25 protein-coding genes and 1 riboswitch are annotated in these 20,583 nt (G+C 71.0%); of the genes, 12 read left to right on the forward strand and 13 right to left on the reverse strand.

All coding sequences use genetic code 11. From position 1 onward, the window contains the following. Window positions 1-96: 96 nt before the first annotated feature. On the forward strand, window positions 97-1,224 hold the full coding sequence (locus ACWD3C_RS04890; protein ID WP_451140118.1) for an 8-amino-7-oxononanoate synthase: 1,128 nt from the start codon (window positions 97-99) through the stop codon (window positions 1,222-1,224). 80 nt (window positions 1,225-1,304) lie between these two features. On the opposite strand, the gene ACWD3C_RS04895 is transcribed toward ACWD3C_RS04890, so the two are convergent. Next, a complete protein-coding gene (locus ACWD3C_RS04895; RefSeq protein WP_451140120.1) occupies window positions 1,305-1,529 on the reverse strand; it encodes a DUF397 domain-containing protein in 225 nt (74 codons plus the stop codon). Between the two features lie 9 nt (window positions 1,530-1,538). Then, window positions 1,539-2,399 carry a helix-turn-helix domain-containing protein gene (locus ACWD3C_RS04900; protein ID WP_451140122.1) on the reverse strand — a complete coding sequence of 287 codons (861 nt, stop codon included), beginning with the start codon at window positions 2,397-2,399 and terminating at the stop codon, window positions 1,539-1,541. A 247-nt stretch (window positions 2,400-2,646) separates the two neighbouring features. On the opposite strand from ACWD3C_RS04900, the gene ACWD3C_RS04905 reads away from it, so the two are divergent. Next, window positions 2,647-3,105, forward strand: a complete 459-nt coding sequence (locus ACWD3C_RS04905) for an ATP-binding protein (protein ID WP_451140124.1) — start codon at window positions 2,647-2,649, stop codon at window positions 3,103-3,105. Window positions 3,106-3,118: 13 nt separating this feature from the next. Here the strand turns inward: ACWD3C_RS04905 and ACWD3C_RS04910 are convergent, their stop codons facing one another. From ACWD3C_RS04910 to ACWD3C_RS04930, 5 genes are all read right to left on the reverse strand, one after another. Further along, window positions 3,119-3,691, reverse strand: a complete 573-nt coding sequence (locus ACWD3C_RS04910) for a DUF6328 family protein (protein ID WP_451140126.1) — start codon at window positions 3,689-3,691, stop codon at window positions 3,119-3,121. Window positions 3,692-3,843: 152 nt separating this feature from the next. Beyond that, on the reverse strand, window positions 3,844-4,317 hold the full coding sequence (locus tag ACWD3C_RS04915; protein WP_451140128.1) for a C40 family peptidase: 474 nt from the start codon (window positions 4,315-4,317) through the stop codon (window positions 3,844-3,846). Window positions 4,318-4,320: 3 nt separating this feature from the next. Next, a riboswitch (cyclic di-AMP (ydaO/yuaA leader) is annotated at window positions 4,321-4,485 on the reverse strand. 368 nt (window positions 4,486-4,853) lie between these two features. After that, window positions 4,854-5,162: a hypothetical protein gene (locus tag ACWD3C_RS04920; RefSeq protein ID WP_451140130.1), complete on the reverse strand. Its 309-nt coding sequence runs from the start codon at window positions 5,160-5,162 to the stop codon at window positions 4,854-4,856. 6 nt (window positions 5,163-5,168) lie between these two features. Then, entirely contained in the window at window positions 5,169-5,804 is a 636-nt protein-coding gene (locus ACWD3C_RS04925; RefSeq protein WP_451140132.1) for an ATP-dependent Clp protease proteolytic subunit, read from the reverse strand. Window positions 5,805-5,995: 191 nt separating this feature from the next. Beyond that, complete coding sequence (locus tag ACWD3C_RS04930; RefSeq protein ID WP_451140134.1) at window positions 5,996-6,301, reverse strand: hypothetical protein; 306 nt, start codon at window positions 6,299-6,301, stop codon at window positions 5,996-5,998. Between the two features lie 134 nt (window positions 6,302-6,435). Between ACWD3C_RS04930 and ACWD3C_RS04935 the strand changes: the two genes are divergently transcribed. Continuing rightward, window positions 6,436-6,714, forward strand: a complete 279-nt coding sequence (locus ACWD3C_RS04935) for a type II toxin-antitoxin system Phd/YefM family antitoxin (RefSeq protein ID WP_451140136.1) — start codon at window positions 6,436-6,438, stop codon at window positions 6,712-6,714. A gap of 920 nt (window positions 6,715-7,634) precedes the next feature. On the opposite strand, the gene ACWD3C_RS04940 is transcribed toward ACWD3C_RS04935, so the two are convergent. Further along, window positions 7,635-8,660 (reverse strand): ABC transporter permease, encoded by a 1,026-nt coding sequence (locus ACWD3C_RS04940; protein ID WP_451140138.1) that lies wholly within the window; start codon window positions 8,658-8,660, stop codon window positions 7,635-7,637. A gap of 147 nt (window positions 8,661-8,807) precedes the next feature. On the opposite strand from ACWD3C_RS04940, the gene ACWD3C_RS04945 reads away from it, so the two are divergent. From ACWD3C_RS04945 to ACWD3C_RS04975, 7 genes are all read left to right on the forward strand, one after another. Continuing rightward, window positions 8,808-9,455 (forward strand): TetR/AcrR family transcriptional regulator, encoded by a 648-nt coding sequence (locus ACWD3C_RS04945; protein WP_451140140.1) that lies wholly within the window; start codon window positions 8,808-8,810, stop codon window positions 9,453-9,455. A gap of 112 nt (window positions 9,456-9,567) precedes the next feature. Then, window positions 9,568-9,870 (forward strand): urease subunit gamma, encoded by a 303-nt coding sequence (locus ACWD3C_RS04950; RefSeq protein ID WP_048819736.1) that lies wholly within the window; start codon window positions 9,568-9,570, stop codon window positions 9,868-9,870. A gap of 16 nt (window positions 9,871-9,886) precedes the next feature. After that, a complete protein-coding gene (locus ACWD3C_RS04955; RefSeq protein ID WP_451140142.1) occupies window positions 9,887-10,198 on the forward strand; it encodes an urease subunit beta in 312 nt (103 codons plus the stop codon). Continuing rightward, window positions 10,191-11,912, forward strand: coding sequence for an urease subunit alpha (locus tag ACWD3C_RS04960; protein WP_451140144.1), 1,722 nt, complete (start codon window positions 10,191-10,193; stop codon window positions 11,910-11,912). Before ACWD3C_RS04955 ends, ACWD3C_RS04960 begins: the two co-directional genes overlap by 8 nt. Before the next feature lie 10 nt (window positions 11,913-11,922). Continuing rightward, on the forward strand, window positions 11,923-12,597 hold the full coding sequence (locus ACWD3C_RS04965) for an urease accessory protein UreF (protein ID WP_451140146.1): 675 nt from the start codon (window positions 11,923-11,925) through the stop codon (window positions 12,595-12,597). Between the two features lie 512 nt (window positions 12,598-13,109). Then, complete coding sequence (ureG, locus tag ACWD3C_RS04970; RefSeq protein ID WP_451140148.1) at window positions 13,110-13,793, forward strand: urease accessory protein UreG; 684 nt, start codon at window positions 13,110-13,112, stop codon at window positions 13,791-13,793. After that, on the forward strand, window positions 13,790-14,551 hold the full coding sequence (locus tag ACWD3C_RS04975; protein WP_451140414.1) for an urease accessory protein UreD: 762 nt from the start codon (window positions 13,790-13,792) through the stop codon (window positions 14,549-14,551). The genes ureG and ACWD3C_RS04975 overlap by 4 nt, the downstream gene beginning before the upstream one ends. A gap of 134 nt (window positions 14,552-14,685) precedes the next feature. On the opposite strand, the gene ACWD3C_RS04980 is transcribed toward ACWD3C_RS04975, so the two are convergent. The 5 genes from ACWD3C_RS04980 to ACWD3C_RS05000 all read right to left on the reverse strand — a co-directional run bounded on the left by ACWD3C_RS04980 (window position 14,686) and on the right by ACWD3C_RS05000 (window position 19,345). After that, window positions 14,686-15,708: an NAD-dependent epimerase/dehydratase family protein gene (locus ACWD3C_RS04980; RefSeq protein WP_451140416.1), complete on the reverse strand. Its 1,023-nt coding sequence runs from the start codon at window positions 15,706-15,708 to the stop codon at window positions 14,686-14,688. A 76-nt stretch (window positions 15,709-15,784) separates the two neighbouring features. Continuing rightward, window positions 15,785-16,504 carry a lysophospholipid acyltransferase family protein gene (locus tag ACWD3C_RS04985; RefSeq protein ID WP_451140150.1) on the reverse strand — a complete coding sequence of 240 codons (720 nt, stop codon included), beginning with the start codon at window positions 16,502-16,504 and terminating at the stop codon, window positions 15,785-15,787. Window positions 16,505-16,656: 152 nt separating this feature from the next. After that, the gene (gene rocD, locus ACWD3C_RS04990; RefSeq protein WP_451140152.1) at window positions 16,657-17,883 is read right to left on the reverse strand and encodes an ornithine--oxo-acid transaminase; all 1,227 of its coding nucleotides are present in this window, start codon (window positions 17,881-17,883) and stop codon (window positions 16,657-16,659) included. Next, the gene (ddaH, locus tag ACWD3C_RS04995) at window positions 17,880-18,704 is read right to left on the reverse strand and encodes a dimethylargininase (protein WP_451140154.1); all 825 of its coding nucleotides are present in this window, start codon (window positions 18,702-18,704) and stop codon (window positions 17,880-17,882) included. The genes rocD and ddaH overlap by 4 nt, the downstream gene beginning before the upstream one ends. A gap of 125 nt (window positions 18,705-18,829) precedes the next feature. Beyond that, window positions 18,830-19,345: an Lrp/AsnC family transcriptional regulator gene (locus ACWD3C_RS05000; RefSeq protein WP_451140156.1), complete on the reverse strand. Its 516-nt coding sequence runs from the start codon at window positions 19,343-19,345 to the stop codon at window positions 18,830-18,832. A 91-nt stretch (window positions 19,346-19,436) separates the two neighbouring features. On the opposite strand from ACWD3C_RS05000, the gene ACWD3C_RS05005 reads away from it, so the two are divergent. Together ACWD3C_RS05005 and ACWD3C_RS05010 are read left to right on the forward strand one after the other, a co-directional pair. Then, window positions 19,437-20,192 (forward strand): LytR/AlgR family response regulator transcription factor, encoded by a 756-nt coding sequence (locus ACWD3C_RS05005; protein ID WP_451140158.1) that lies wholly within the window; start codon window positions 19,437-19,439, stop codon window positions 20,190-20,192. 10 nt (window positions 20,193-20,202) lie between these two features. Next, window positions 20,203-20,562 carry a hypothetical protein gene (locus tag ACWD3C_RS05010; protein WP_451140160.1) on the forward strand — a complete coding sequence of 120 codons (360 nt, stop codon included), beginning with the start codon at window positions 20,203-20,205 and terminating at the stop codon, window positions 20,560-20,562. Window positions 20,563-20,583 lie beyond the last annotated feature (21 nt).

Consider the following 20,583-nt stretch of genomic DNA (forward strand, 5'->3'; position numbering starts at 1 on the left):
ACAACGCAGACAGTTCGACGTGTGGGTATTGCCACATCCTGTGTGGTGGGACGCACAGCTAGGGTCTGTGCACTGCCTACAAAAACCGGAGGACCGATGGCGTTCGGCTGGATCGACGAGCAGGCGCGGGCGCGCCGCCGCGCCGGGCTCGTACGGACCCTGCGTCCGCGCCCCGCCGACTCGCCGCTCCTCGACCTGGCGAGCAACGACTATCTGGGGCTCGCCCGCCACCCCGAGATCACCGAGGCCGCCGCCGAGGCCGCGCGGACGTGGGGCGGGGGAGCCACCGGCTCCCGGCTCGTCACCGGCACCACCGAACTGCACGGCGACCTGGAACGCGAACTGGCCGCCTTCTGCGGCGTCGAGGCGGCGCTCGTCTTCTCCTCGGGATACGCCGCCAACCTCGCCGCCGTCACCGCCCTCGCCCCGCACGGCTCCCTCATCGTGTCGGACGCGGGCAACCACGCCTCACTGATCGACGGCTGCCGGCTGGCGCGCGGGACGGCCCAGGTGGTCGCGCACGCCGCCCCGGAGGCGGTCCGCAAGGCGCTCGGCACCCACACGGGGCCCGCCGTCGCCGTGTCCGACACGGTGTTCTCGGTGGACGGCGACGCGGCCCCGCTGGCGGGACTGGCCGAGGCGTGCCGGGAGTACGGCGCCGGGCTGGTCGTCGACGACGCGCACGGGCTCGGGGTGCTCGGCGACGGGGGCCGGGGCGCTCCGTACGCGGCGGGGCTCGCAGGTGCGCCGGACGTCGTCGTGACGGTCACGCTGTCCAAGTCGCTGGGCAGCCAGGGCGGCGCCGTGCTCGGCCCGGCCCGGGTGATCGACCACCTGGTCAACGCGGCCCGCACCTTCATCTTCGACACCGGTCTGGCCCCGGCCGCGACCGGTGCGGCCCTCGCCGCGCTGCGACTGCTGCGCCGGGAACCGGAGCGTGCCGCGCGGGCGCGCGAGGTGGCGACGGAACTGCACACACGGCTGACGGCGGCCGGGCTCGAAGCGGTACGGCCCGATGCCGCCGTCGTTTCCGTGCGTGCCCCGTCGCCGGAGCAGGCGGTGCGGTGGGCGGCCGACTGCCGCGCGGCGGGTCTCGCCGTCGGCTGCTTCCGCCCACCGTCCGTGCCGGATGGCATCTCACGGCTGAGGCTGACCGCCCGGGCGGATCTCACCGCCGGGCAGCTCGACCGGGCCGTGCGGGTGATCTGCGAGACGCGACCATGAGTCGGCGTGACACGGCCGTGCGTCGCGATCGGTGGAAGTGACCACCGGTGACCGAACGGGTCCGGTGATCGCGGACAGGGTCAGTGAAGCGTGGCGATGAACTCCTCCCACACCTCGGGGGCGAACAGCAGGGCGGACCCCGCCGTGTTCTTCGAGTCGCGTACGGCCACCAGTCCGGCCCAGGGGCCGGGGCCCGGGCGGGCCGTCTCGACGCAGTTGTTCATTCCGGTACTGCGGCTGCTGCGCCGCCATTGCACACCGCGTAGCGCGGTACTGGAAGGTACGGACCGAGGCAGTGCAGACATGGTGCCTCCTTACACGCCGCCAGCTGACCCGGCGATGTAATCCAACGATTCCTTGGGCGAAAGGGCGTGGAACTGAAGGGCGTTGAAGGCCTCAAGGTAGGCCTGGAGGTCTTCTTTCCGCTCCAGATAGAGGCTACTCGTCAAATGGTCGAGAACAACCACATCCAGATCGGATGTGCTCGAAAATGAGAAGATTACGAAAGGGCCGGTGATGCCGATGTGCGCCCCAGCAGTGAACGGCAGTACCTGCAGTCGCACTTGAGGCAGAGTCGCCGCCTCCCTCAGCCGCCTCAGCTGTCGCTCCATGACCTCCGGTCCGCCGACCTCCCGCCGCAGAACCGCCTCGTCCAGGACAGCGTTCAGCCTTATCGGCGGCTCCGCCCGCAGCACGTCCTGCCGGGCGAGCCGTACCTCCACGAGCGCGTCCAGCTTGTCGTCCTCCAGCCCCTCCACCGCGGCCCGGGTGACCGCGCGGGCGTACTCCGGTGTCTGCAACAGCCCCGGCACCACGGAGGTCTCCAGCGTGCGCATCCCGCTGGCCTGCGACTCCAGGCTGATGAAGTCGCGGTACGTCGGCGGCAGGACCCCGCGATAGGCGTGCCACCAGTTGTGCCGTCCGCCGCCGTCCTCGCCTCCCGCCAGCACCAGCAGAAACTCGCGCAGTTCGGCGTCCCGCACCTCGTACGCGTCCAGCAGCAGCCGTACGTCCTCCGGCTTCACCCCGCTGGCGCCGGTCTCGATCCGGCTCACTTTGGACTGGTGCCAGCCGACGAGGCGCGCGGCCTCGCTACTGGTGAGGCCGACACGGGTGCGCAGGACACGCAACTCGGCACCGAGCTTGCGACGGCGCACCGCGGGACCGTACCGCATGGTCTGCTCCTTTCGCCCGGCGCGCGGTGTCAGGGCGACGGTAGAGGATGGACCGAGGGGGCTCCCAAATACGGTCGGTCGTCGGAGAGTTCACCGCTTCGAGCGACAGATATATGCATGTCTTGGCGGATCGGCACCATGACGGCCCTGGTGATGGCAATCTGGCGCAAGCACCAGTCCGGGACCGTCTCGAACCATCCGCTCCGTGTCGGACACCGGTCCCGTGTGGGAAAGGGACGACGTCGCCATGGCAGACCACCAGGAAGCATCCGTCACTCTGCCGAGCGATCCAGCCTCGGTCTCCGCGGCCCGCAAATACGTCGCGAACGTGCTGGCCGAATGGGGCCTGCCGGGCGACACCGAAATCGCGGACACCGTACGCCTGATCGTGTCCGAACTCGCCACCAACGCCGTCCAGCACACGCTCGGGCAGTCGCCCACGTTCACCGTGGACGTCGCGCTCGACCGTGACGAGCAGCTGCGCATCGGCGTCACCGACAGCCATCCGCGCTTCCCGAAACGTTTGCCTGCCGCCGTCCAGCAGGACAACGGCCGCGGCATGGTCATCATCCGCTGGCTCGCCGCCGAGTGCGGCGGCAGACTCAGCGTCAGACCCACCCGCGAGGGCGGTAAAACGGTCGCGATCGAACTGCCGTGGACGGCACGTGTGCGGCCGGTGACGACGGGTGGGCAGCAGGAGCCCTGAGCGGGTCCGGGGCTCATCTCTGTCGCGGCCTTCGCGGCGGTGCCTCCGGCGGAGCCGTCGGCGGGGTGGTGTCACCGCGGAGGCGGGTGCGCCGCACCAGCCGGGGCAGGACGCCCCACAGTGCCACGCAGGCGAGGAACGTGCCCCCTCCGGCGGCGATGCCGGCACCCCGGTTCAGCGTCACGTCCACGACGAGCAGGACCGACCCGGCGAACGTCAGCGTCAGCACGGCCAGGCCGAAGGTGGCCAGCCGGGAGGAGACCTGGACGATGACGGGTTTGGCGTTCTGCTGGAACAGGGAACGGTGCAGCGCGGCCGGGGCGGTGAAGAGCGCGGCCGAGAGGACCGCCAGCAGCAGCGTGGTGACGTAGGTGGCGCGCTGGACCGAGTCGAGGTCCGGGAAGCGCGGGGTGAACGCCAGGGTCAGCAGGAACGCGAAGAGGATCTGCACGCCGGTCTGGGTGACGCGCAGCTCCTGGAGCAGCTCGACGAAGTTGCGGTCGGCGCGTTCGAGCGGGGTCTCATGGCGTGCCGGCGGAGCCTCGCCGCGTGCCGCTGACGCCGGGGACGTGCGTTGGTCGGCCATGGATACACGGGTAACCACTCCGGTCGGCGTTACGCCTGGTGAGGGCGGCGATGCCGGGGCACGCGGCGGTTCGGCGGCGGTTCGTGACGCACCCGGGAGGGGCGCGTCCCGCGAGGGCGGCGGCGATCAGGGCCGCCGCCCCCGCGAGCAGGTCACGCGACCCGGCCGTACCAGACGCTCCTCGTCCAGATCTTCTGGAGCCTCACCACATCCCCGGTCTTCGGGGAGTGCCAGATCTTGCCCTTCCCGGCGTAGATGCCGACGTGGTAGACGTTCGATCCCGAGTGGAAGAACACCAGGTCTCCGAGCTTGCGGCTCTTGGCGGAGACGTGCTTCGTCTTGTTGTACTGCTGCGCCGCGGTACGGGGCAGCGACTTGCCCGCCTTCTTGTACGAGTAGAGGGTCAGCCCGGAGCAGTCGAACCGCTTGGGGCCCTCGGCGCCGTACTTGTACGGGGATCCCTTCTTGGAGGCCGCGACCTTGAGTGCCTTTGTCGCAGCGGTTGCCGCATCGGCGTCGGAGGCGACGCCCGGAACCGCGATGCTGCCGCCGACGGCGGCCAGGGTGAGGGCCGAGGCCGTGCCGGCCCGGGTCAACAGCGACGGGACACGATTGAGCGCAGTCATGCGCAACCCTTCGTCAGCCGCCTGTGAAGGATGACCTGTCGGATTCGGGCTGGCGAAGTTGCCCGGCCGCGTGCTGCGGCTTCACCCCAAGGACCGCCCGGATATCTCCGGCGGCCCGCCTTGCTGGGTCCTCCACTCCTGCCGATCCACCTCTGTCGACCGGTCATCCGGGCGGCGGCAGGACTCGGCGTCCGCCCGGATCGCCCCGCCGCTGCGGCGGGGGCTTGTCGTCGGAAGGGATCTTGGCGCACGGATGTCGGAAATGCCGAGCGGAATCAGGGATTTGTGGTGTTACTCACCACTCACCCGTTCGGGTGGACACCCCTTCCCATGGGCGGGTGTCCAGGAGATCGACGGCGTTCGTACCAGCAACGGAGTGTCCGATTCCGCCCTGGACATACGCGCGTTGCGCAACTTCTGCGGGCTTTTGAAAGGATGAACGTCTGGGTCATCGGAGTGACGCCACGTGGTCCGTGGGAAGCCCGGGCCGGACGCCTCCTCGCTCCGGCGTGCGACCCGGGATCGGTCGGCTCGCGTCAACCCGCCGTGCCGGGCGGCAGCGTGACCCGGGCCGCGCGCCGTTCGCCGTCGAGGACCCGCAGGGCCTGCGTGAGGGTGGGGGCGTGCACTTCATGCTCCCCGCGCTGATGCATCAGGGCGAGTGCGTCCCGCAGGGCCGTCGCCTTGCTCACCAGGGCCTGGGCGGCGCGCAGTCCGCGATAGGTGTCGCCCGCGCGGGACGGGTTGATCCGGCCGAGCAGGTCGACCACGTCGAGGTAACGGTCGATCAACTCCGCCTCGGCGCGTGTCAGCGCGGGCAGCGGGGGCAGTTCGGGTGGCAGCATCGGCGCTCACCTCGCGCCGGGCAGGGCGTGGGAGGCCTTGCGACTCCGGATGATCTGGTCCACCAGGCCGTATTCCAGCGCCGCCTGCGCGTCCAGGATCTTGTCCCGCTCGATGTCGGCGTGCACCCGCTCCAGGGTCTGACCCGTGTGCCGTACGAGCATCTCCTCCAGCATCCGGCGGTTGCGCGTCAACTCCTCGGCCTGGATCGCCAGATCGCTCGCCTGGCCCTCGACCGGTTCGAGCAGTGACGGCTGATGGATCACCAAGCGGGCGTCAGGCAGCGCGAACCGCTTGCCCGGGGTGCCCGCGGCCAGCAGCACCGCGGCGCCCGACCCGGCCTGGCCCAGGCAGATGGTCTCCACGTCGCATCCGACGAACTGCATCGTGTCGTAGATCGCCGTCATCGCGCTGAACGAGCCGCCGGGGGAGTTGATGTACAGCGAGATGTCCTGGTCGGGCGACTGGTACTCGAGGTGCATGAACTGCGCCATCACGTCGTTCGCCGACGTGTCGTCGATCTGCGTCCCGAGGAACACGATCCGCTCCTCCAGGAGCTTCGAGTACGGATCCAGCGTCCGCTGCCCCGCGCTCGTGCGCTCGGTGAACTCGGGCAGGACATAGCGGGCGGACGGACGGTCCATGGCTCACGCCTCCTCATGAATCCTCTGATCGACTTCTGTCAAAAATGTACAGGACGTACGCAGCTTGGGGGTGATGCTCGGCTGACAGCGAAAATCCCCGCGGAGCACAGGGCTCCGTGGGGATCGGATGGGGCATGGAGGGGGTCAGTTGAGAGGGGCGGGGGCCGGGTCCCGTAGAACGTGATCGGCGGCTAACCGCGCGACGCGGCGAGTTCGTTGAGGGCGTTCAAGACGTCCAGGGGAGTGATTCTGTACGACTCCGGGGCTTCCGTCGCGTCGACGGTGAAGGTGAATCTGGCGCCGGCCTCCAGGTCGGGGATGTTGATGTGACCGGTGAACTCGGTGCCGGTCGTGAACTCCACCGTGGTCTTGGTGGTCTCAGTGGTCTCCTGGGCCCCGGTCTGGGCGGCACTCGCCGTGCCGCCGGCCGCGAGCACCGCACCCGCTGCCGCCGTACCCGAATGCCCCAGCAGCGAACGCCTGGACATGCTGGACATGTACCCCTCCTCGGTTGTCATGGCCGCCACCTGCGGGCGACTGCCCGGTCGTATGAACGAATCAGGCGCCCTGGGGCAGAACGGGATCTTCCGCTCTCCGAGGGTTGTCAGCGCCCCGGTTTAAGCTGGACGTCATGGCCTACGAGATTCCGGTGACGCAAGCCAGGGCTGAGCTCGCCGATCTGATCAACCGCGTGGTGTACGGCAGCGAACGCGTCGTCGTGACGCGGCACGGCAAGCCCCTCGTCGCCCTCGTCTCCGCCGCCGACCTGGAACGCCTCGAAGCGCTGCAGGAGCCCGCGGAGGAGCCGGTCATCAGCTCCGTCTCCACCGTCCGCGAGGTCGCCCCGGCACCACGCGAGAGGCAGCGCTTCGGGATCGCCGCGGAGCATCGGGGGCACAGCGCTTCGTAGGACGCGGTTGGCCCATCCGGTCGGGCGGGAGCAGGTGGGCGCGCACGGTCTCAGCGGGACGCCGTGAGTGTGGCGTGCCACTGAAACTCCGGAGCACTTGGCGGCCGTCGATCGGCTGTGCCAACAGCGTCTTCATCGGGGCGGGCGCTTCGGGGTGCGTCGGGTTCGAGTCCGGGTCCGAGGCCGATGGACGTCGAAGACCGTGCGCCCCCGTCCGCTACAGCGGGGGCGCACGGTCGGTCCGGTACGCGGATGCCGGATCCTCGGCCGGGGTTTCGGGGCGGTCCACCCGGCCGGTTCCAGTGGCTGGTCCTCGTGAGCGGCCGTGGCGGTCGGGGTGCCTGGCCGGATCGTCGGTTGGCGGTGTGTGGCCGGGTCTCTGGTTGGGTCCTTGGTTGGTTGTCCGGGGCAGATTGCCGGGTTGGTTGCCGTGGCCGGGGTGTCTGGTCGGGTTGTCGGCCCGGGATGTGCGGTCGGGTTCTGGTCAGGTCTCCGGTTGGGGCCTCGGTGAGTTCCCCGGGGCGGAATGTCGGGTTGGTTGTCATGGCCGGGGTGCCTGGGCGGATTGTTGGTCGGGGATGTGTGTGTGGCGGGATTTGCGGCCGGGCCCCGGCTGCGTGCCGGGCTTGGTCCTCGGTGAGTTCTCCGGGGCGGATCGTCGGGCCGGTTCCCGTGGTCGGGGTGCCTGGCCGGTTCGTCAGGCACGGCTCTCCGGTCGGCCCGGTCGGCCTGGTTGGGCCCCCGCGCGGGTTCTGGACGGGGCTTTGGTTGGGCCCCTGCTCGGGCTCAAGCCCGGCCCCGGGTGGGCCCTCAGTCAGGCACCCGCGCGGGGCCCTGACCGGGCTCCGGTCAGGGCCCCGCGCGGGCGCTGGCCCGGCCCGGGTGGGCCCTCAGTCGGGCCCCGGGGCCGGACGCCCCGCTCAGTTCACCAGGGCCGGCTCCCGTTCCGCTGACCGGGCGGCAGCCCCTCCGCGCTGCTTGAGCATGTTGCCCAGGAGTACCGCGCCCAGGCCGAGTGCGGCCCACCAGGTCAGGGTGAGGGCGGGGCCGGTGGCGGCGGCGCCGTCGAAGAAGGAGACGGAGCGCAGGAGGTTCGCGCCGGCGCCCGGCGGGAGCCACTGGCCGATCGTGCCGACCGGCTCGGGGAGCATGTGAGGGCTGGTGGAGACGCCGGAGAACGGGTTGCCGAAGAAGACGACCAGCAGGGCGCCCAGTCCGATGCCGGCCTGTCCGACCAGAGCGGCCAGACCGGCGACGGCGGCGCTCACCGCCAGCGTCGAGAGGCTCAGTACCCCGGCCTCGGCCCACCAGTTGCCGTCGAGCACGCCCAGCCAGCTGTGCGCGAGCGCGGCGCCGACCACGCCGACCAGGGCCGCGGCACCGACGAGGGCACCGGCCGCCGCCGTCCCGCGCAGCCCCAGGAGGGTGACCGCGGACCCGGCGGCGACCCCGGCCAGCGCCAACGGCAGCACGCTCGCGCCGAAGGCGGTGCCCCGCGGATCGTTGGCGGCGGCGGGTACCACGTCGGTGGTCGTGACCGAGGTCCCCTCAGGGGCTTGCTCGGCCACGGCCTGCTGCAACAGCTGGGCCACGAGCGGACTCGCCGCCGAGGCGGTCAGCAGCTCCGGTCCCTGCTGGGTGACGACGACCGCTCCGTATACGGTCCGGTCCTCGATCGCCTCCCGGGCGGCGGCCTCGTCGTCGTAGTGATGGATCTCGAAGGCGCCCTCCTGGCGCTCCAGCTGCTGCTGCACCTGCGCGGTCGCCGCCGCGGGCCCCGCCACACCGAGCGGCAGGTCGCGGGGTGCGGTGCGTGCGGCCGGCCAGGTGAAGGCCCAGAGCGCGAGGGCCACGACGGTCGGGATCAGCAGGATGACCGCGATCATGCGGCGGCCTTGGGGGAGTGGTGAGCGAGCCGCGGCGGGCGTAGCGGATGTGGTGGTCATGGTCTTCCTCGGTCGGGTCGGGGCAGCCCGGGGGCCGGACGCCGAAGGTGAGCGCTAAAAGAAGGATCGTTCGTTTTACTTACTCCCTCACCATCCTGCGACCGTGCCGCCTTGTCAAGAAGGAACGTTCGTTTTAGGTTGGTTGCCATGCCCCGTGTATCCCAGGAACGCCTCGACGCCCGGCGCCGCCAGATCCTCGACGCCGCCGCCCGCTGCTTCGCCCGCAACGGGTTCCACGCCACGTCGATGCAGGACGTGCTGAAGGAGGCCGACCTCTCGGCGGGAGCCGTCTACCGCTACTTCAGCGGCAAGGAGCAGCTCATCGCCGCGATCGTCACCGAGGTGCTGGGAGAGATCCGGGCGAAGTTCGAAGGCGCGGCCCGGCAGAGCCCGCCCCCGCCGCCCGACGTGCTGGTGACGTCCGTCCTGGACGAGATGCTCGGCGCGCACGCCGCCTGGGCTCCCGACGGGGGTACGGCCTTCCCCGGCCTGGTCGTCCAGGTGTGGGCGGAGACCCTGCGCAACGAAGAGCTCTCGGCACTTGTGGACAAGGGGTACGACGCGGTGCGCGCGGCCTGGGTCAAGGTCGTCCAGGGCTACCAGGACGCGGGCATGATGCGGGACGACGTACCGGCCGAGAGCGTCGCGCGGACCATGATCGCGCTGGCCCAGGGGTACATCGCGCAGCGGGCGCTCTTCGCCCCCGTACCCGTGACAGCGCTCAGGGAGGGACTTCAGGGGCTGATGAGCATGACGGGCTCCGACGCGCCCGCCGCCGGATCACAGCGCGGTTAACGTCACCGAAACGCCGCCCAATTAGCCTGCGCCCACGCCACCAGGGATTTGCCCGGTGGCCGCGGCAACCGGACCCCGCACGGTCCGGAGCGAGGATATGAGGTGGGACGCCGTGCAACTGACCCCGCACGAGCAGGAGAGGCTGCTGATCCATGTGGCCGCCGACGTGGCCGAGAAGCGCCGGGCGCGCGGGCTGAAGCTGAACCACCCGGAGGCCGTCGCCCTCATCACGGCGCACATCCTCGAAGGCGCGCGCGACGGTCGTACCGTGGCCGAACTCATGGCGTCCGGGCGGAAGTTGCTCACCCGGGACGACGTCATGGAGGGCATCCCCGAGATGATTCACGACGTCCAGGTCGAGGCGACCTTCCCGGACGGCACCAAGCTCGTCACCGTCCACGACCCGATCGTCTGACGGGGGAGGGCCAGCCATGATTCCCGGAGAGATCCTTTTCGCCGACGGGCCGATCGCCTACAACGAAGGCCGTGAGGTCATCCGGCTCACCGTCCTCAACGCCGCCGACCGGCCCGTCCAGGTCGGCTCCCACTACCACTTCGCCGAGGCCAACCCCGGCCTGGAGTTCGACCGCGCCGCCGCGCGCGGCAAGCGGCTGAACGTCGCCGCCGGCACCGCCGTGCGCTTCGAGCCCGGGATCCCCGTCGACGTCGAACTCGTACCGCTCACCGGCGCCCGCGTGGTGCCCGGCCTGCGCGGGGAGACCGGAGGTGCTCTCGATGCCTGAGATATCGCGTGCCGCGTACGCCGACCTGTTCGGTCCCACCACCGGCGACCGCATCCGGCTCGCCGACACCGATCTGCTGATCGAGATCGAGGAGGACCGTTCCGGCGGGCCGGGACTCGCCGGTGACGAGGCCGTGTTCGGCGGGGGCAAGGTCATCCGCGAATCCATGGGGCAGGCGCGTGCTACGCGCGCAGACGGCACCCCGGACACGGTCATCACGGGCGCCGTCATCGTCGACCACTGGGGCATCGTCAAGGCCGACATCGGCATCCGCGACGGCCGGATCACCGGGATCGGCAAGGCGGGCAACCCCGACACGATGGACGGGGTGCACCCGGACCTCGTCATCGGTCCGGAGACCGAGGTCATCGCGGGCAACGGGCGGATCGTGACGGCCGGCGCCATCGACGCGCACGTGCACCTGATCTGCCCGCAGATCGCGGACGAGGCCCTCGCCTCCGGCATCACGACGCTCGTCGGCGGCGGCACCGGCCCGGCCGAGGGCTCCAAGGCGACGACCGTCACCCCCGGCCCCTGGCATCTTGCGCGGATGCTGGAGGCGATGGAGCAGTACCCGCTCAACTTCGGTCTGCTCGGCAAGGGCAATACCGTCTCGCACGAGGCGATGCTGTCGCAGATCCGCGGCGGCGCGCTCGGCCTGAAGCTGCACGAGGACTGGGGCTCGACCCCCGCTGTCATCGACGCCGCCCTGACGGTCGCCGACCGGACCGGTGTCCAGATCGCCATCCACACGGACACCCTCAACGAGGCCGGTTTCGTGGGCGACACGCTCGCCGCGATAGGCGGGCGCGGCATCCACGCGTACCACACCGAGGGCGCCGGAGGTGGGCACGCGCCCGACATCATGACCGTGGTCTCCGAGCCGCACGTCCTGCCCAGCTCCACCAACCCGACCCGGCCCTACACCGTCAACACCGCCGAGGAACACCTCGACATGCTGATGGTCTGCCACCACCTCAACGCGGCCGTCCCCGAGGACCTCGCCTTCGCCGAGTCCCGCATCCGGCCGTCCACCATCGGGGCCGAGGACATCCTCCACGACCTCGGCGCCATCTCGATCATCTCCTCCGACTCGCAGGCCATGGGCCGGGTCGGCGAGGTCATCATGCGGACCTGGCAGACCGCACACGTCATGAAGCGGCGGCGGGGCGCGCTGCCGGGAGACGGGCGCGCGGACAACCGGCGGGTACGGCGGTACGTCGCCAAGTACACGATCAACCCGGCGCTCGCGCAGGGCCTGGCGACGGAGATCGGCTCCGTCGAGACCGGCAAGCTCGCCGACCTCGTGCTGTGGGAGCCCGCGTTCTTCGGCGTCAAGCCGCACCTCGTCGTCAAGGGCGGGCAGATCGCGTACGCGCAGATGGGCGACGCCAACGCGTCCATCCCCACGCCGCAGCCGATCCTGCCCCGGCCGATGTACGGGGCGATCGGGCGGGCGCCCGCCTCGAACTCGTTCAACTTCGTGGCGCCGCTCGCGATCGAGGACGGGCTGCCCGAGCGGCTCGGGCTGGGGAAGCGGTTCGTCGCGATCGAGTCGACGCGGGGGGTGACCAAGGCGGACCTGCGCGAGAACGACGCCCGGCCGCGCGTTCAGGTCGACCCCGACAGCTTCGCCGTGCACATCGACGGGGAACTGGTCGAGGCCACGCCTGCCGCCGAACTGCCCATGGCCCAGCGGTACTTCCTCTTCTGAGGGCGTTCTGATGTCACGGGCAGCACTACTCGTCCTGGCCGACGGCCGGTTTCCCGCCGGGGGGCATGCGCACTCCGGCGGGGCCGAGGCGGCCGTCAAGGCGGGGCGGATCACTGGGGCGGCGGGGCTGGAGTCGTTCTGCCGGGGGCGGCTGCATACGGCGGGGCTGGTGGCTGCCTCGCTGGCCGCGGCCGCCGCGCTGGGGATCGACCCGGTGTCGCTGGACGCGGCCGCGGACGCGCGGACGCCGTCGCCCGCGTTGCGCGTTGCCGCGCGGAAGCTGGGGCGGCAGTTGATGCGGGCGGCCCGGGCGACGTGGCCTTCGGCCGAACTCGACGCGTTGGCACGGGAGTTCCCCAAGGGGGCGCATCAGCCCGTTGTGCTCGGGCTGGCCGCCCGGGCCGCCGGGCTCGGGCCCTCTGACGCCGCGTACTGCTCCGTGTACGAGAGCGTCAGTGGGCCGGCGACCGCGACCGTGCGGTTGTTGAGCCTTGATCCGTTCGACGCCACGGCGGTGTTGGCGCGGTTGGCGTCGGAGATGGACCTCGTGGTGCGGGAGGCGGTCGAGGCGGCTCGGGGAGTGGTCGACGGTGGCGTTGATGTGCTGCCTGCGGCTTCGGGGCCGTTGCTGGAGATCAGTGCGGAGGTGCATGCCGCGTGGCCTGTACGCCTGTTCGCCTCGTAGGAGAGTTCCGCCCCCGCCGCCCCTACCCGTCCCATCCTCCAGGGGCTCCGCCCCTTCGACCCCGCCAGGGGGCTCCGCCCCCTGGACCCCCGGGCCTGTACCCACCCACCACCCGACTCGGTAGGTCAGGAAGCGGGCCTCGCACCCCCCTCAGCCCGTCCGGCGTTCGAGAACGAGGCCGCAGTTCGAGAACGAGACCGCAGTCCGGGGACGAGGCCGCAAGGCCGACCCACCACCCACCGGGCCGCACACTTCCAGCCCACCCCAGGCACCCTCAGCCCGTCCGGCGCTTGAGGACGAGGCCGTTCAGGCCGATGAACCACCCACTCGCCCGCACTGTCCCACCCACCCGGGGGTCCGGGGCGGAGCCCCGGGGATGGGACGGGTAGGGGCGGCGAGGGCGAGAACGTCGGCAGCGGTCGGAGACTGACTGGTGGTGACCAAGTGAAGTGGCCGTGGTCGGAAGGATCACGGTCGGAGACCCTCGTGGCCGAAAGACAGGAGCCGCACAGATGCACCTCGACCACACCCACACCCACGACGGCCCTTCGGCCGTCAGCGCGGACGCGCACCGCGCCGACGGAGGCCGCCGTGCCCTGCGCATCGGCCTCGGCGGCCCCGTCGGCTCCGGCAAGACGGCCACCGTGGCGGCACTCTGCCAAGCCCTGCGGGACGAGCTGTCCCTGGCCGTCGTCACCAACGACATCTACACCCGCGAGGACGCCGAGTTCCTGCTGCGCGAGGCCGTGCTGCCGCCCGAGCGGATCACCGCGGTCGAGACGGGGGCGTGCCCGCACACCGCGATCCGGGACGACATCTCCGCGAACCTGGAAGCCGTGGAGGACCTGGAGGACGAGGTGGGCCCCCTCGACCTCATCCTCGTCGAGTCCGGCGGTGACAACCTGACCGCGACCTTCTCCAGGGGTCTCGTGGACGCGCAGATCTTCGTCATCGACGTGGCCGGCGGGGACGACATCCCGCGCAAGGGCGGCCCCGGTGTCACCACCGCCGACCTGCTCGTCGTCAACAAGACCGACCTCGCCCCGTACGTCGGCTCCGACCTCGGCCGGATGGCCGCGGACGCCAAGGCACAGCGGGCCGAACTGCCGGTCGTGTTCCAGTCGTTGAGGAGTGAGCCGGGGGTCACGGCCGTGGCGGTCTGGGTGCGGGAGCAGCTGACCGCGTGGACGGCATGACGACCGCCGGAGTACGGGCCACCGCACGGATCGCGGCCCGGCGAGACGGACGGGGCGGCACGGCCCTGCCCGTACTGGAGGGCGAGGGCCCCCTTGCCCTGCGCCGGACCAGGGCGAGCGGCGACGAGGCGCGCGTCATGCTCGTCGGGGCCATGAGCGGGCCGCTCGGCGGTGACCACTTCACCGTCGAGGCACAGGCCGGGGAAGGCGCCCGACTGCACTTCGGGTCGGCCGCCGCCACCATCGCCCTGCCGGGGCAGGCCAAGGGCGAGGCCCGGTACGACGTACGGCTCACCGTGGCCGACGCAGCCGAACTGCACTGGCTGCCCGAGCAGTTGATCTCCGCGCAGGGCAGCGAGCTGTACGTCTCCTCGCGCGTCGACCTCGCACCGGGCGCCCGGCTGGTGTTCCGTGAGGAGCAGGTCCTCGGGCGTGCCGGGGAGGACCCCGGGCGGCTGACCAGCCGGCTCACCGTGCGACTCGGAGGACGCCCCCTGCTCGACCAGGAGGTGGCCTGCGGGCCAGAGGCACCGGGTGGCTGGGACGGCCCCGCCGTGCTGGCGGGACACCGCGCGCTGGGGCAACTCGTCGTCGTACGACCGGAGTTCGGGGAGCGGAAGCCCGAGGTCCGGCTCTTCGGCGAGTGTGCCGCGCTCACCCCGCTCGCCGGGCCCGCCGTCCTCGTGACGGCACTCGCGCAGGACGCGCTGCGGCTCCGGCGAGTGCTGGACGAGGCTCTGGAGTCACTGGGCCGGTAGAGAGGGAGCGAGGGTATGAGGGAGGGAGCGGATGAATGAGAAGACCCTGTCGCACCTGCGTCCTTCAAGCCTCCTGCCTGATCACCCCGATCGCCCCGATCACCCGGCCCCCGATCACCTGATCAGCGACAAGCTCACACCCCGCGCCCGTCCAGCCAGGCGTCCTCCGCCGCGTAGTCGAACAGGTCGCCGTACAACTGGAACATCTTGGCGTACGCCTCCCGCCAGTCCCGTCCGGCGAGCCGGTGGCTGATCCACTCGACCGTCTCCGGGAGCGACTCCGCGTACCGGACCACCGGGCGGTAGCCCAACTCCCTTTCCGCCGCTGCCATGTCACAGATCACGGGCACCGGGACCGACCACGGTGTGTCGCCCACGGTGGGCGACGGGGCGGGGCCGTCGACGAGGACGTTCTCGGCCTCGACGCCCATCACCGCGTCGATCGCCGCCGCGATCTCCGTGACCGTGGGCGCGTCGGGATCGACGGCGTTGAGGGCGCGCGTTCCCGGTCGCGCGGCGGCCAGGCGGATCAGCTCGGCGATGTTGTGCACGCTCGCCGGGTGGAAGCGGCTCTCGCCGCCGTGGGCGAGTACGCGCCGGCGGCGGCCGTCCAGGTTGCGCTTCACGAAGTAGAGCTCGCGGGGCGTTCGGCAGTGCGGCCCGTGAATGGCGCCCGCGCGCAGCAACGTCGTCGGCAACTGGTCGGCGGCGTCGAGGAGTTCACGCTCCAGGCCCGCCTTGCGCGTGCTGTAGGAGGTCTCGCCCGGCCGTACGGTCCGCTGGTCCTCCCGCAGGGGCACCGGGTACTCGGGGAAGCCGTCCGGCTCCGCCTGGGTGTCGAAGTTGCGGCCCTCGTCGTCCTCGTACACCGAGATGCTGGAGATCACCACGGCCGAGCCGATCCGGTCGGCCAGTGCGGTCAGCTGCCGTGCGTGCTCGGGGCCGTAGGCGACCATGTCGACCAGCACGTCACAGCCGTCGCCGATCGCGGCGGCGAGAGCGGCGTCGTCGCTCCGGTCCGCACGTGTGACGTGTACCCCGTCGGGCCAGCTCTCGTCGCGTCCGCCGCCCCGCGAGAGGGCCGTCACCTCCCAGTCGTCCCGCGCCAGCGCGCCCACGGCGGCGCGGCCGATCTGTCCCGTCGCTCCGATCACCACAGCACGTCTCATGCGGCGACCGTACGGGCTCACCCGGCGAGATCCCACCCGATCTGCTCTCGGCAGATCGCGCGCCTCAACTCAGCGGCAGCCGAGGGAACTTGCGCTCCTTCGCCGCCTCGGCGTCCTCCGCCTTCGCGACCGCCGCGTACTTGTCGACGTACTCCTGCTGGGAGAGCGAGAGGATCGCGTACATGATCTCGTCGGTGATGGCGCGCAGGACGGCCTTCTCGTTCTCCATGCCGGCATAGCGGGAGAAGTCGAGAGGCTCGCCGAAGCGGATCACCACGGGGTGGATGTTCGGGATGATCTTGCCCGGCGGCTGCGCCTCGAACGTGCCGATCATCGCGCAGGGGATCACCGGGACCTGCGCCTTGAGGGCCATGACCGCCACGCCGACCTTGCCCTTGTAGAGGCGGCCGTCGTGGGAGCGGGTGCCCTCGGGATAGATACCGAGCAGGTCGCTCTTGCGCAGTACACCGAGCCCCTCGCGGATAGCGGCCTGGCCCGCCTCCTTGCCGGAGCGGTCGACCGGGATCTGCCCGGCACTGCGGAAGAATGCGGCCGTCAGGCGCCCTCTGATGCCGGGGCCCGTGAAGTACTCGGCCTTCGCGAGGAAGGTGATGCGCCGTTTGAGGACGGCGGGCATCAGGAAGTGGTCCGAGAACGACAGATGGTTGCCCGCGACGATGGCCGGGCCCGACGACGGTACGTGTTCGAGGCCCTCTATTCGAGGGCGGAAGACCAGTCTCAGCAGCGGTCCGAGAATCACGTACTTGAGCAGGTAGTAGAACACCGCGCACTCCTCTGTTCCCCCGGGGGAGCGATCAGTTTAGGCGCGTCCGTCGTCGGGCGTCACCACCAAGGTGTCACTCTCTGTCGTCCGATGGCATTGCTCGGCCCGTAGACGCCAGTAGACACAGCCCTCGGCCGGTGACACGCCGGCTTTCAGACCCCCTGCGTCAGCACCTTCTCCAACGCCCCAAGGGCACCCTGGAGTTCCTCGGCGGTGATGGTCAGCGGCGGAGCCAGCCGGATCGTCGAGCCGTGGGTGTCCTTGACCAGGATGCCTTCACCCATGAGGCGCTCGCTGATCTCGCGCCCGGTGCCGATCGCCGGGTCGATGTCGACGCCTGCCCACAGCCCGCGCGCCCGGAAGCCGACGACCCCCCTGCCCACCAACGTCTCCAGACCGCCCCGCAGGACGACGCCCAGCTCGGTGGCCCGGCGCTGGAACTCGCCGGTGCGCAGCAGCTCGACCACCGCCGAGCCGACCGCCGCGGCCAGCGGGTTGCCGCCGAAGGTCGAACCGTGCTCGCCGGGGTGGAGCACCGACAGCACGTCCCGGCGCGCGACCACCGCCGACACGGGCACGATGCCGCCGCCGAGGGCCTTGCCGAGGAGCACCATGTCCGGCAGGACGCCCTCGTGCTCCACGGCCAGCGTGCGGCCGGTGCGGCCCAGGCCCGACTGGATCTCGTCCGCGATGAACAGGCAGTTCGTACGGCGGGTCAGGTCGCGGACGCCGGTGAGGTAACCCTCGTCGGGGATGATCACGCCCGCTTCGCCCTGGACGGGCTCGATCAGCACGGCGGCCGTCGTCTCGTCGACCGCCGCCTCCAGCGCGGCCAGGTCGTTGTACGGGACCACGCGGAAGCCCGGTGTGAAGGGGCCGAAGCCGGTGCGGGCCACCGGGTCGGTCGAGAAGCTGACGATGGTCGTCGTACGGCCGTGGAAGTTGTCGGCCGCCACCACGATCGTCGCCTGGTCGGCGGGCACGCCCTTCACCTCGTACGCCCACTTGCGGGCCACCTTCACGGCGCTCTCCACGGCCTCGGCGCCCGTGTTCATCGGCAGGACCATGTCCAGGCCGGTCAGCTCGGCGACGCCCTCGGCGAACTCGGCGAGCTTGTCGTTGTGGAAGGCGCGCGAGGTGAGGGTGAGCGTGTCGAGCTGGCGGTGCGCGGCCTCGATCAGGGCCGGGTGTCGGTGGCCGAAGTTGAGGGCGGAGTAGCCGGCCAGCATGTCCAGATAGCGGCGGCCCTCCACGTCCTCCACCCAGGCGCCCTCGGCTCGCGCGACGACCACGGGCAGCGGGTGGTAGTTGTGCGCGAGGACCGGCTCCTCGGCACGGATCAGGTCGTCGGACGAACGCGTGCGGGCGAGTGCGGTCATGAGCGGATCTCCTGAGTGCAGCACTTGATGCCGCCGCCGGCCTTGTGGAACTCCGACAGGTCGACGGGGACGGGAACGTAGCCGTGGCGCGCGAGCTCGGCGGCCAGCGCCTCGGCCCGCGGTGAGATGAAGACATGGCGGCCGTCGGACACCGAGTTCAGGCCGAAGGCCAGCGCGTCCTCGCGGGTGGCGAGCACCGCGTCCGGGTAGAGCCGGGCGAGCACCTCGCGGCTGCCCGGCGAGAACGCCTCCGGGTAGTACGCGATGTTGTTCTCGTCGTTGTTCTCGTCCAGAACGAACAGCGCCGTGTCCAGATGGTAGAACAGCGGGTCCACCAGCCGCAGACCGATCACCGGGACACCGAAGAACTCCTGCACCTCGCGATGCGCCTCGGGCGTCGTACGGAATCCGGTGCCGGCCAGGACGTACCGGCCCGTCGGGATCAGGTCGCCCTCGCCCTCGCACACCGATTCGGGCCGGTACACGTCGTACCCGGCGGTCTTGAACCAGGTGTCGTAGGCGACGGACTCGGGGCGCCGCTCGGGCGCGTGGAACAGCGAGCCGAAGACACGGCCCGCGAGGACGAGCGCGGAGTTCGCCGCGAAGACCATGTCGGGCAGACCCGCGACCGGCTCCACGGTGTCCACGGCGTGGCCGTGGGCGCGGTAGGCGCGGATCAGGTCCTGCCACTGGTCCTGCGCGAGATCGACGTCGACGGGTACATCGGGATGCATCCAGGGGTTGATCGCGTACTGCACGGCGAAATGTCTGGGTTCACAGACGAGAAAGCGCCGGGGGCGCGGCACACGGCTGTCGGGCACAGAGGGGTTCCTCCGCTTCCTGCGGTGTCGGGCTGAGGGATGACACCAAGGTAAGAACCGGGGGAGAGGAGCGACAAGCGACGAGCGTTGCGTGTCGGCGCAGGAATCCTGCGTGCTGGGGCTGCTCAGCGCACGGTTGGTGCGTCGTGCACGGTCCCCGCCTCGGGGCCGTGTGTGGCCCCCGCCTCGGGGCTCTCGGGCAGCAGGTGCGAGAGCACCATGTAGCTGATCGTCTTCCGGATGAACGGCTCCGCCCTGATCCGCTCCAGCACCTCCTCGAAGTGCTCCACATCGACGGCCCGCACATGCAGCAGCGCGTCCGCGCCACCGGTCACCGTCATCGCCGCGGTGATCTCCGGATGGTTCCGTACGACCTCCGCGAGCCGCCGGGGCGGCGCCGCGCCCTCGCAGTACACCTCGACGTACGCCTCTGTGCGCCAGCCCAGCGCCGCGGGCTTCACCGTGGCCGTGAACCCGGTGATCACCCCGGTCTCACGCAGCCGGTCCACGCGCCGCTTCACCGCGGTGGACGACAGACCGATGGCCGCGCCGATCTCGGCGAAACTGGTTCTGGCGTTCGCCACCAGAGCCGTGACGATCTTGCGGTCGAGCTCGTCGAACATCGCGGACTTGCTGTTCATGCGGGCACTGTATCCAGCGACGACCGCCCGGAGACGGTGTCCGCCGCCCGCGCATGTGCAGGCGTGCGAATTGCTCCTACACTCCACGTTCATGCTGCGCGCGCTCGCCGTCGATGACGAGAAACCGTCCCTGGAGGAACTCCTCTACCTCCTGAACGCGGACCCCCGGGTCACCAGTGCCGAGGGCGCGAGCGACGCGACCGAGGCGCTGCGCCGGATCAACCGGGCCCTGGAGTCCGGCCCCGACGGCCCCGAGGCGATCGATGTCGTCTTCCTCGACATCCATATGCCCGGCCTCGACGGCCTCGACCTGGCGCGGCTGCTCACCGGCTTCGCCCGGCCGCCGCTCGTCGTGTTCGTCACCGCCCACGAAGGCTTCGCCGTCCAGGCCTTCGACCTCAAGGCCGTCGACTACGTGCTCAAGCCCGTCCGCAGAGAGCGCCTCGCCGAGGCCGTACGACGGGCCGCCGAGCTCCTCGACTCCACCCCGCCGATACCGGTGCACGAACCCGACCCGGACCACATACCCGTCGAGCTCGGCGGAGTGACCCGCTTCGTGGCCGTCGAGGACATCACCCACGTCGAGGCCCAGGGCGACTACGCGCGGCTGCACACCGGCCAGGGCAGCCACCTCATCCGCATCCCGCTGTCCACCCTCGAAGAACGCTGGCGCTCCCGCGGCTTCGTCCGCATCCACCGCCGCCACCTCGTCGCCCTGCGCCACATCGGCGAGCTCCGCCTGGACGCGGGCACCGTGAGCGTCCTGGTGGGCGAGATCGAACTCCAGGTCAGCCGTCGCCACGCCCGCGAGCTGCGTGACCTGCTGATGCGCCGGACCACGAGCTGAGGAGGCGGACATGCCCCACGATCCGAGCGAACGCCGCGTCGTCGTCACCGGGGTGCCCCGGCGCACCCGCCGCACGTCCGGCTACTACCGCCCCCGCACCGAGATCGACGAACAGACCACCCTCGGCCACACCTACGTCCGCTCCCTCATGCGCAGCCAGCTCCGCTCCGCCGTGGGCGTGTTCGCGGTCCTCGTGCTGCTCGTCGGCCCGCTGCCCCTGGTGTTCTACTCGATGCCGGACAGCTCGGGCCTCGAATGGGCCGTCCTCGGCTTCGGCGTCTACCCGCCCCTGGTCCTGCTCGCCCGCTGGCACGTCCGGCGCGCCGAACGCAACGAGCGGGACTTCGTCCGGCTCGTCGAGGACCGCTGAGCCCATGAACGAGAGCGCACG

This window comes from Streptomyces sp. NPDC002845 (assembly GCF_053591955.1).

Coding starts and splice junctions, on each gene's coding strand:
- ACWD3C_RS04900 (WP_451140122.1), bottom strand. CDS start 2,399: ATGCGGTACGGTCCCGCGGTGCGCCGTCGCAAGCTCGGTGCCGAGTTG.
- ACWD3C_RS04935 (WP_451140136.1), top strand. CDS start 6,436: ATGGCCTACGAGATTCCGGTGACGCAAGCCAGGGCTGAGCTCGCCGAT.
- ACWD3C_RS04940 (WP_451140138.1), bottom strand. CDS start 8,660: ATGACCACCACATCCGCTACGCCCGCCGCGGCTCGCTCACCACTCCCC.
- ACWD3C_RS04890 (WP_451140118.1), top strand. CDS start 97: ATGGCGTTCGGCTGGATCGACGAGCAGGCGCGGGCGCGCCGCCGCGCC.
- ACWD3C_RS04920 (WP_451140130.1), bottom strand. CDS start 5,162: ATGCTGCCACCCGAACTGCCCCCGCTGCCCGCGCTGACACGCGCCGAG.
- ACWD3C_RS05005 (WP_451140158.1), top strand. CDS start 19,437: ATGCTGCGCGCGCTCGCCGTCGATGACGAGAAACCGTCCCTGGAGGAA.
- ACWD3C_RS04960 (WP_451140144.1), top strand. CDS start 10,191: ATGCCTGAGATATCGCGTGCCGCGTACGCCGACCTGTTCGGTCCCACC.
- ACWD3C_RS04930 (WP_451140134.1), bottom strand. CDS start 6,301: ATGTCCAGCATGTCCAGGCGTTCGCTGCTGGGGCATTCGGGTACGGCG.
- ACWD3C_RS04915 (WP_451140128.1), bottom strand. CDS start 4,317: ATGACTGCGCTCAATCGTGTCCCGTCGCTGTTGACCCGGGCCGGCACG.
- ACWD3C_RS04910 (WP_451140126.1), bottom strand. CDS start 3,691: ATGGCCGACCAACGCACGTCCCCGGCGTCAGCGGCACGCGGCGAGGCT.
- ACWD3C_RS04955 (WP_451140142.1), top strand. CDS start 9,887: ATGATTCCCGGAGAGATCCTTTTCGCCGACGGGCCGATCGCCTACAAC.
- ACWD3C_RS04905 (WP_451140124.1), top strand. CDS start 2,647: ATGGCAGACCACCAGGAAGCATCCGTCACTCTGCCGAGCGATCCAGCC.
- ACWD3C_RS05010 (WP_451140160.1), top strand. CDS start 20,203: ATGCCCCACGATCCGAGCGAACGCCGCGTCGTCGTCACCGGGGTGCCC.
- ACWD3C_RS05000 (WP_451140156.1), bottom strand. CDS start 19,345: ATGAACAGCAAGTCCGCGATGTTCGACGAGCTCGACCGCAAGATCGTC.
- ACWD3C_RS04965 (WP_451140146.1), top strand. CDS start 11,923: ATGTCACGGGCAGCACTACTCGTCCTGGCCGACGGCCGGTTTCCCGCC.
- rocD (WP_451140152.1), bottom strand. CDS start 17,883: ATGACCGCACTCGCCCGCACGCGTTCGTCCGACGACCTGATCCGTGCC.
- ACWD3C_RS04975 (WP_451140414.1), top strand. CDS start 13,790: ATGACGACCGCCGGAGTACGGGCCACCGCACGGATCGCGGCCCGGCGA.
- ACWD3C_RS04945 (WP_451140140.1), top strand. CDS start 8,808: ATGCCCCGTGTATCCCAGGAACGCCTCGACGCCCGGCGCCGCCAGATC.
- ACWD3C_RS04925 (WP_451140132.1), bottom strand. CDS start 5,804: ATGGACCGTCCGTCCGCCCGCTATGTCCTGCCCGAGTTCACCGAGCGC.
- ureG (WP_451140148.1), top strand. CDS start 13,110: ATGCACCTCGACCACACCCACACCCACGACGGCCCTTCGGCCGTCAGC.
- ACWD3C_RS04895 (WP_451140120.1), bottom strand. CDS start 1,529: ATGTCTGCACTGCCTCGGTCCGTACCTTCCAGTACCGCGCTACGCGGT.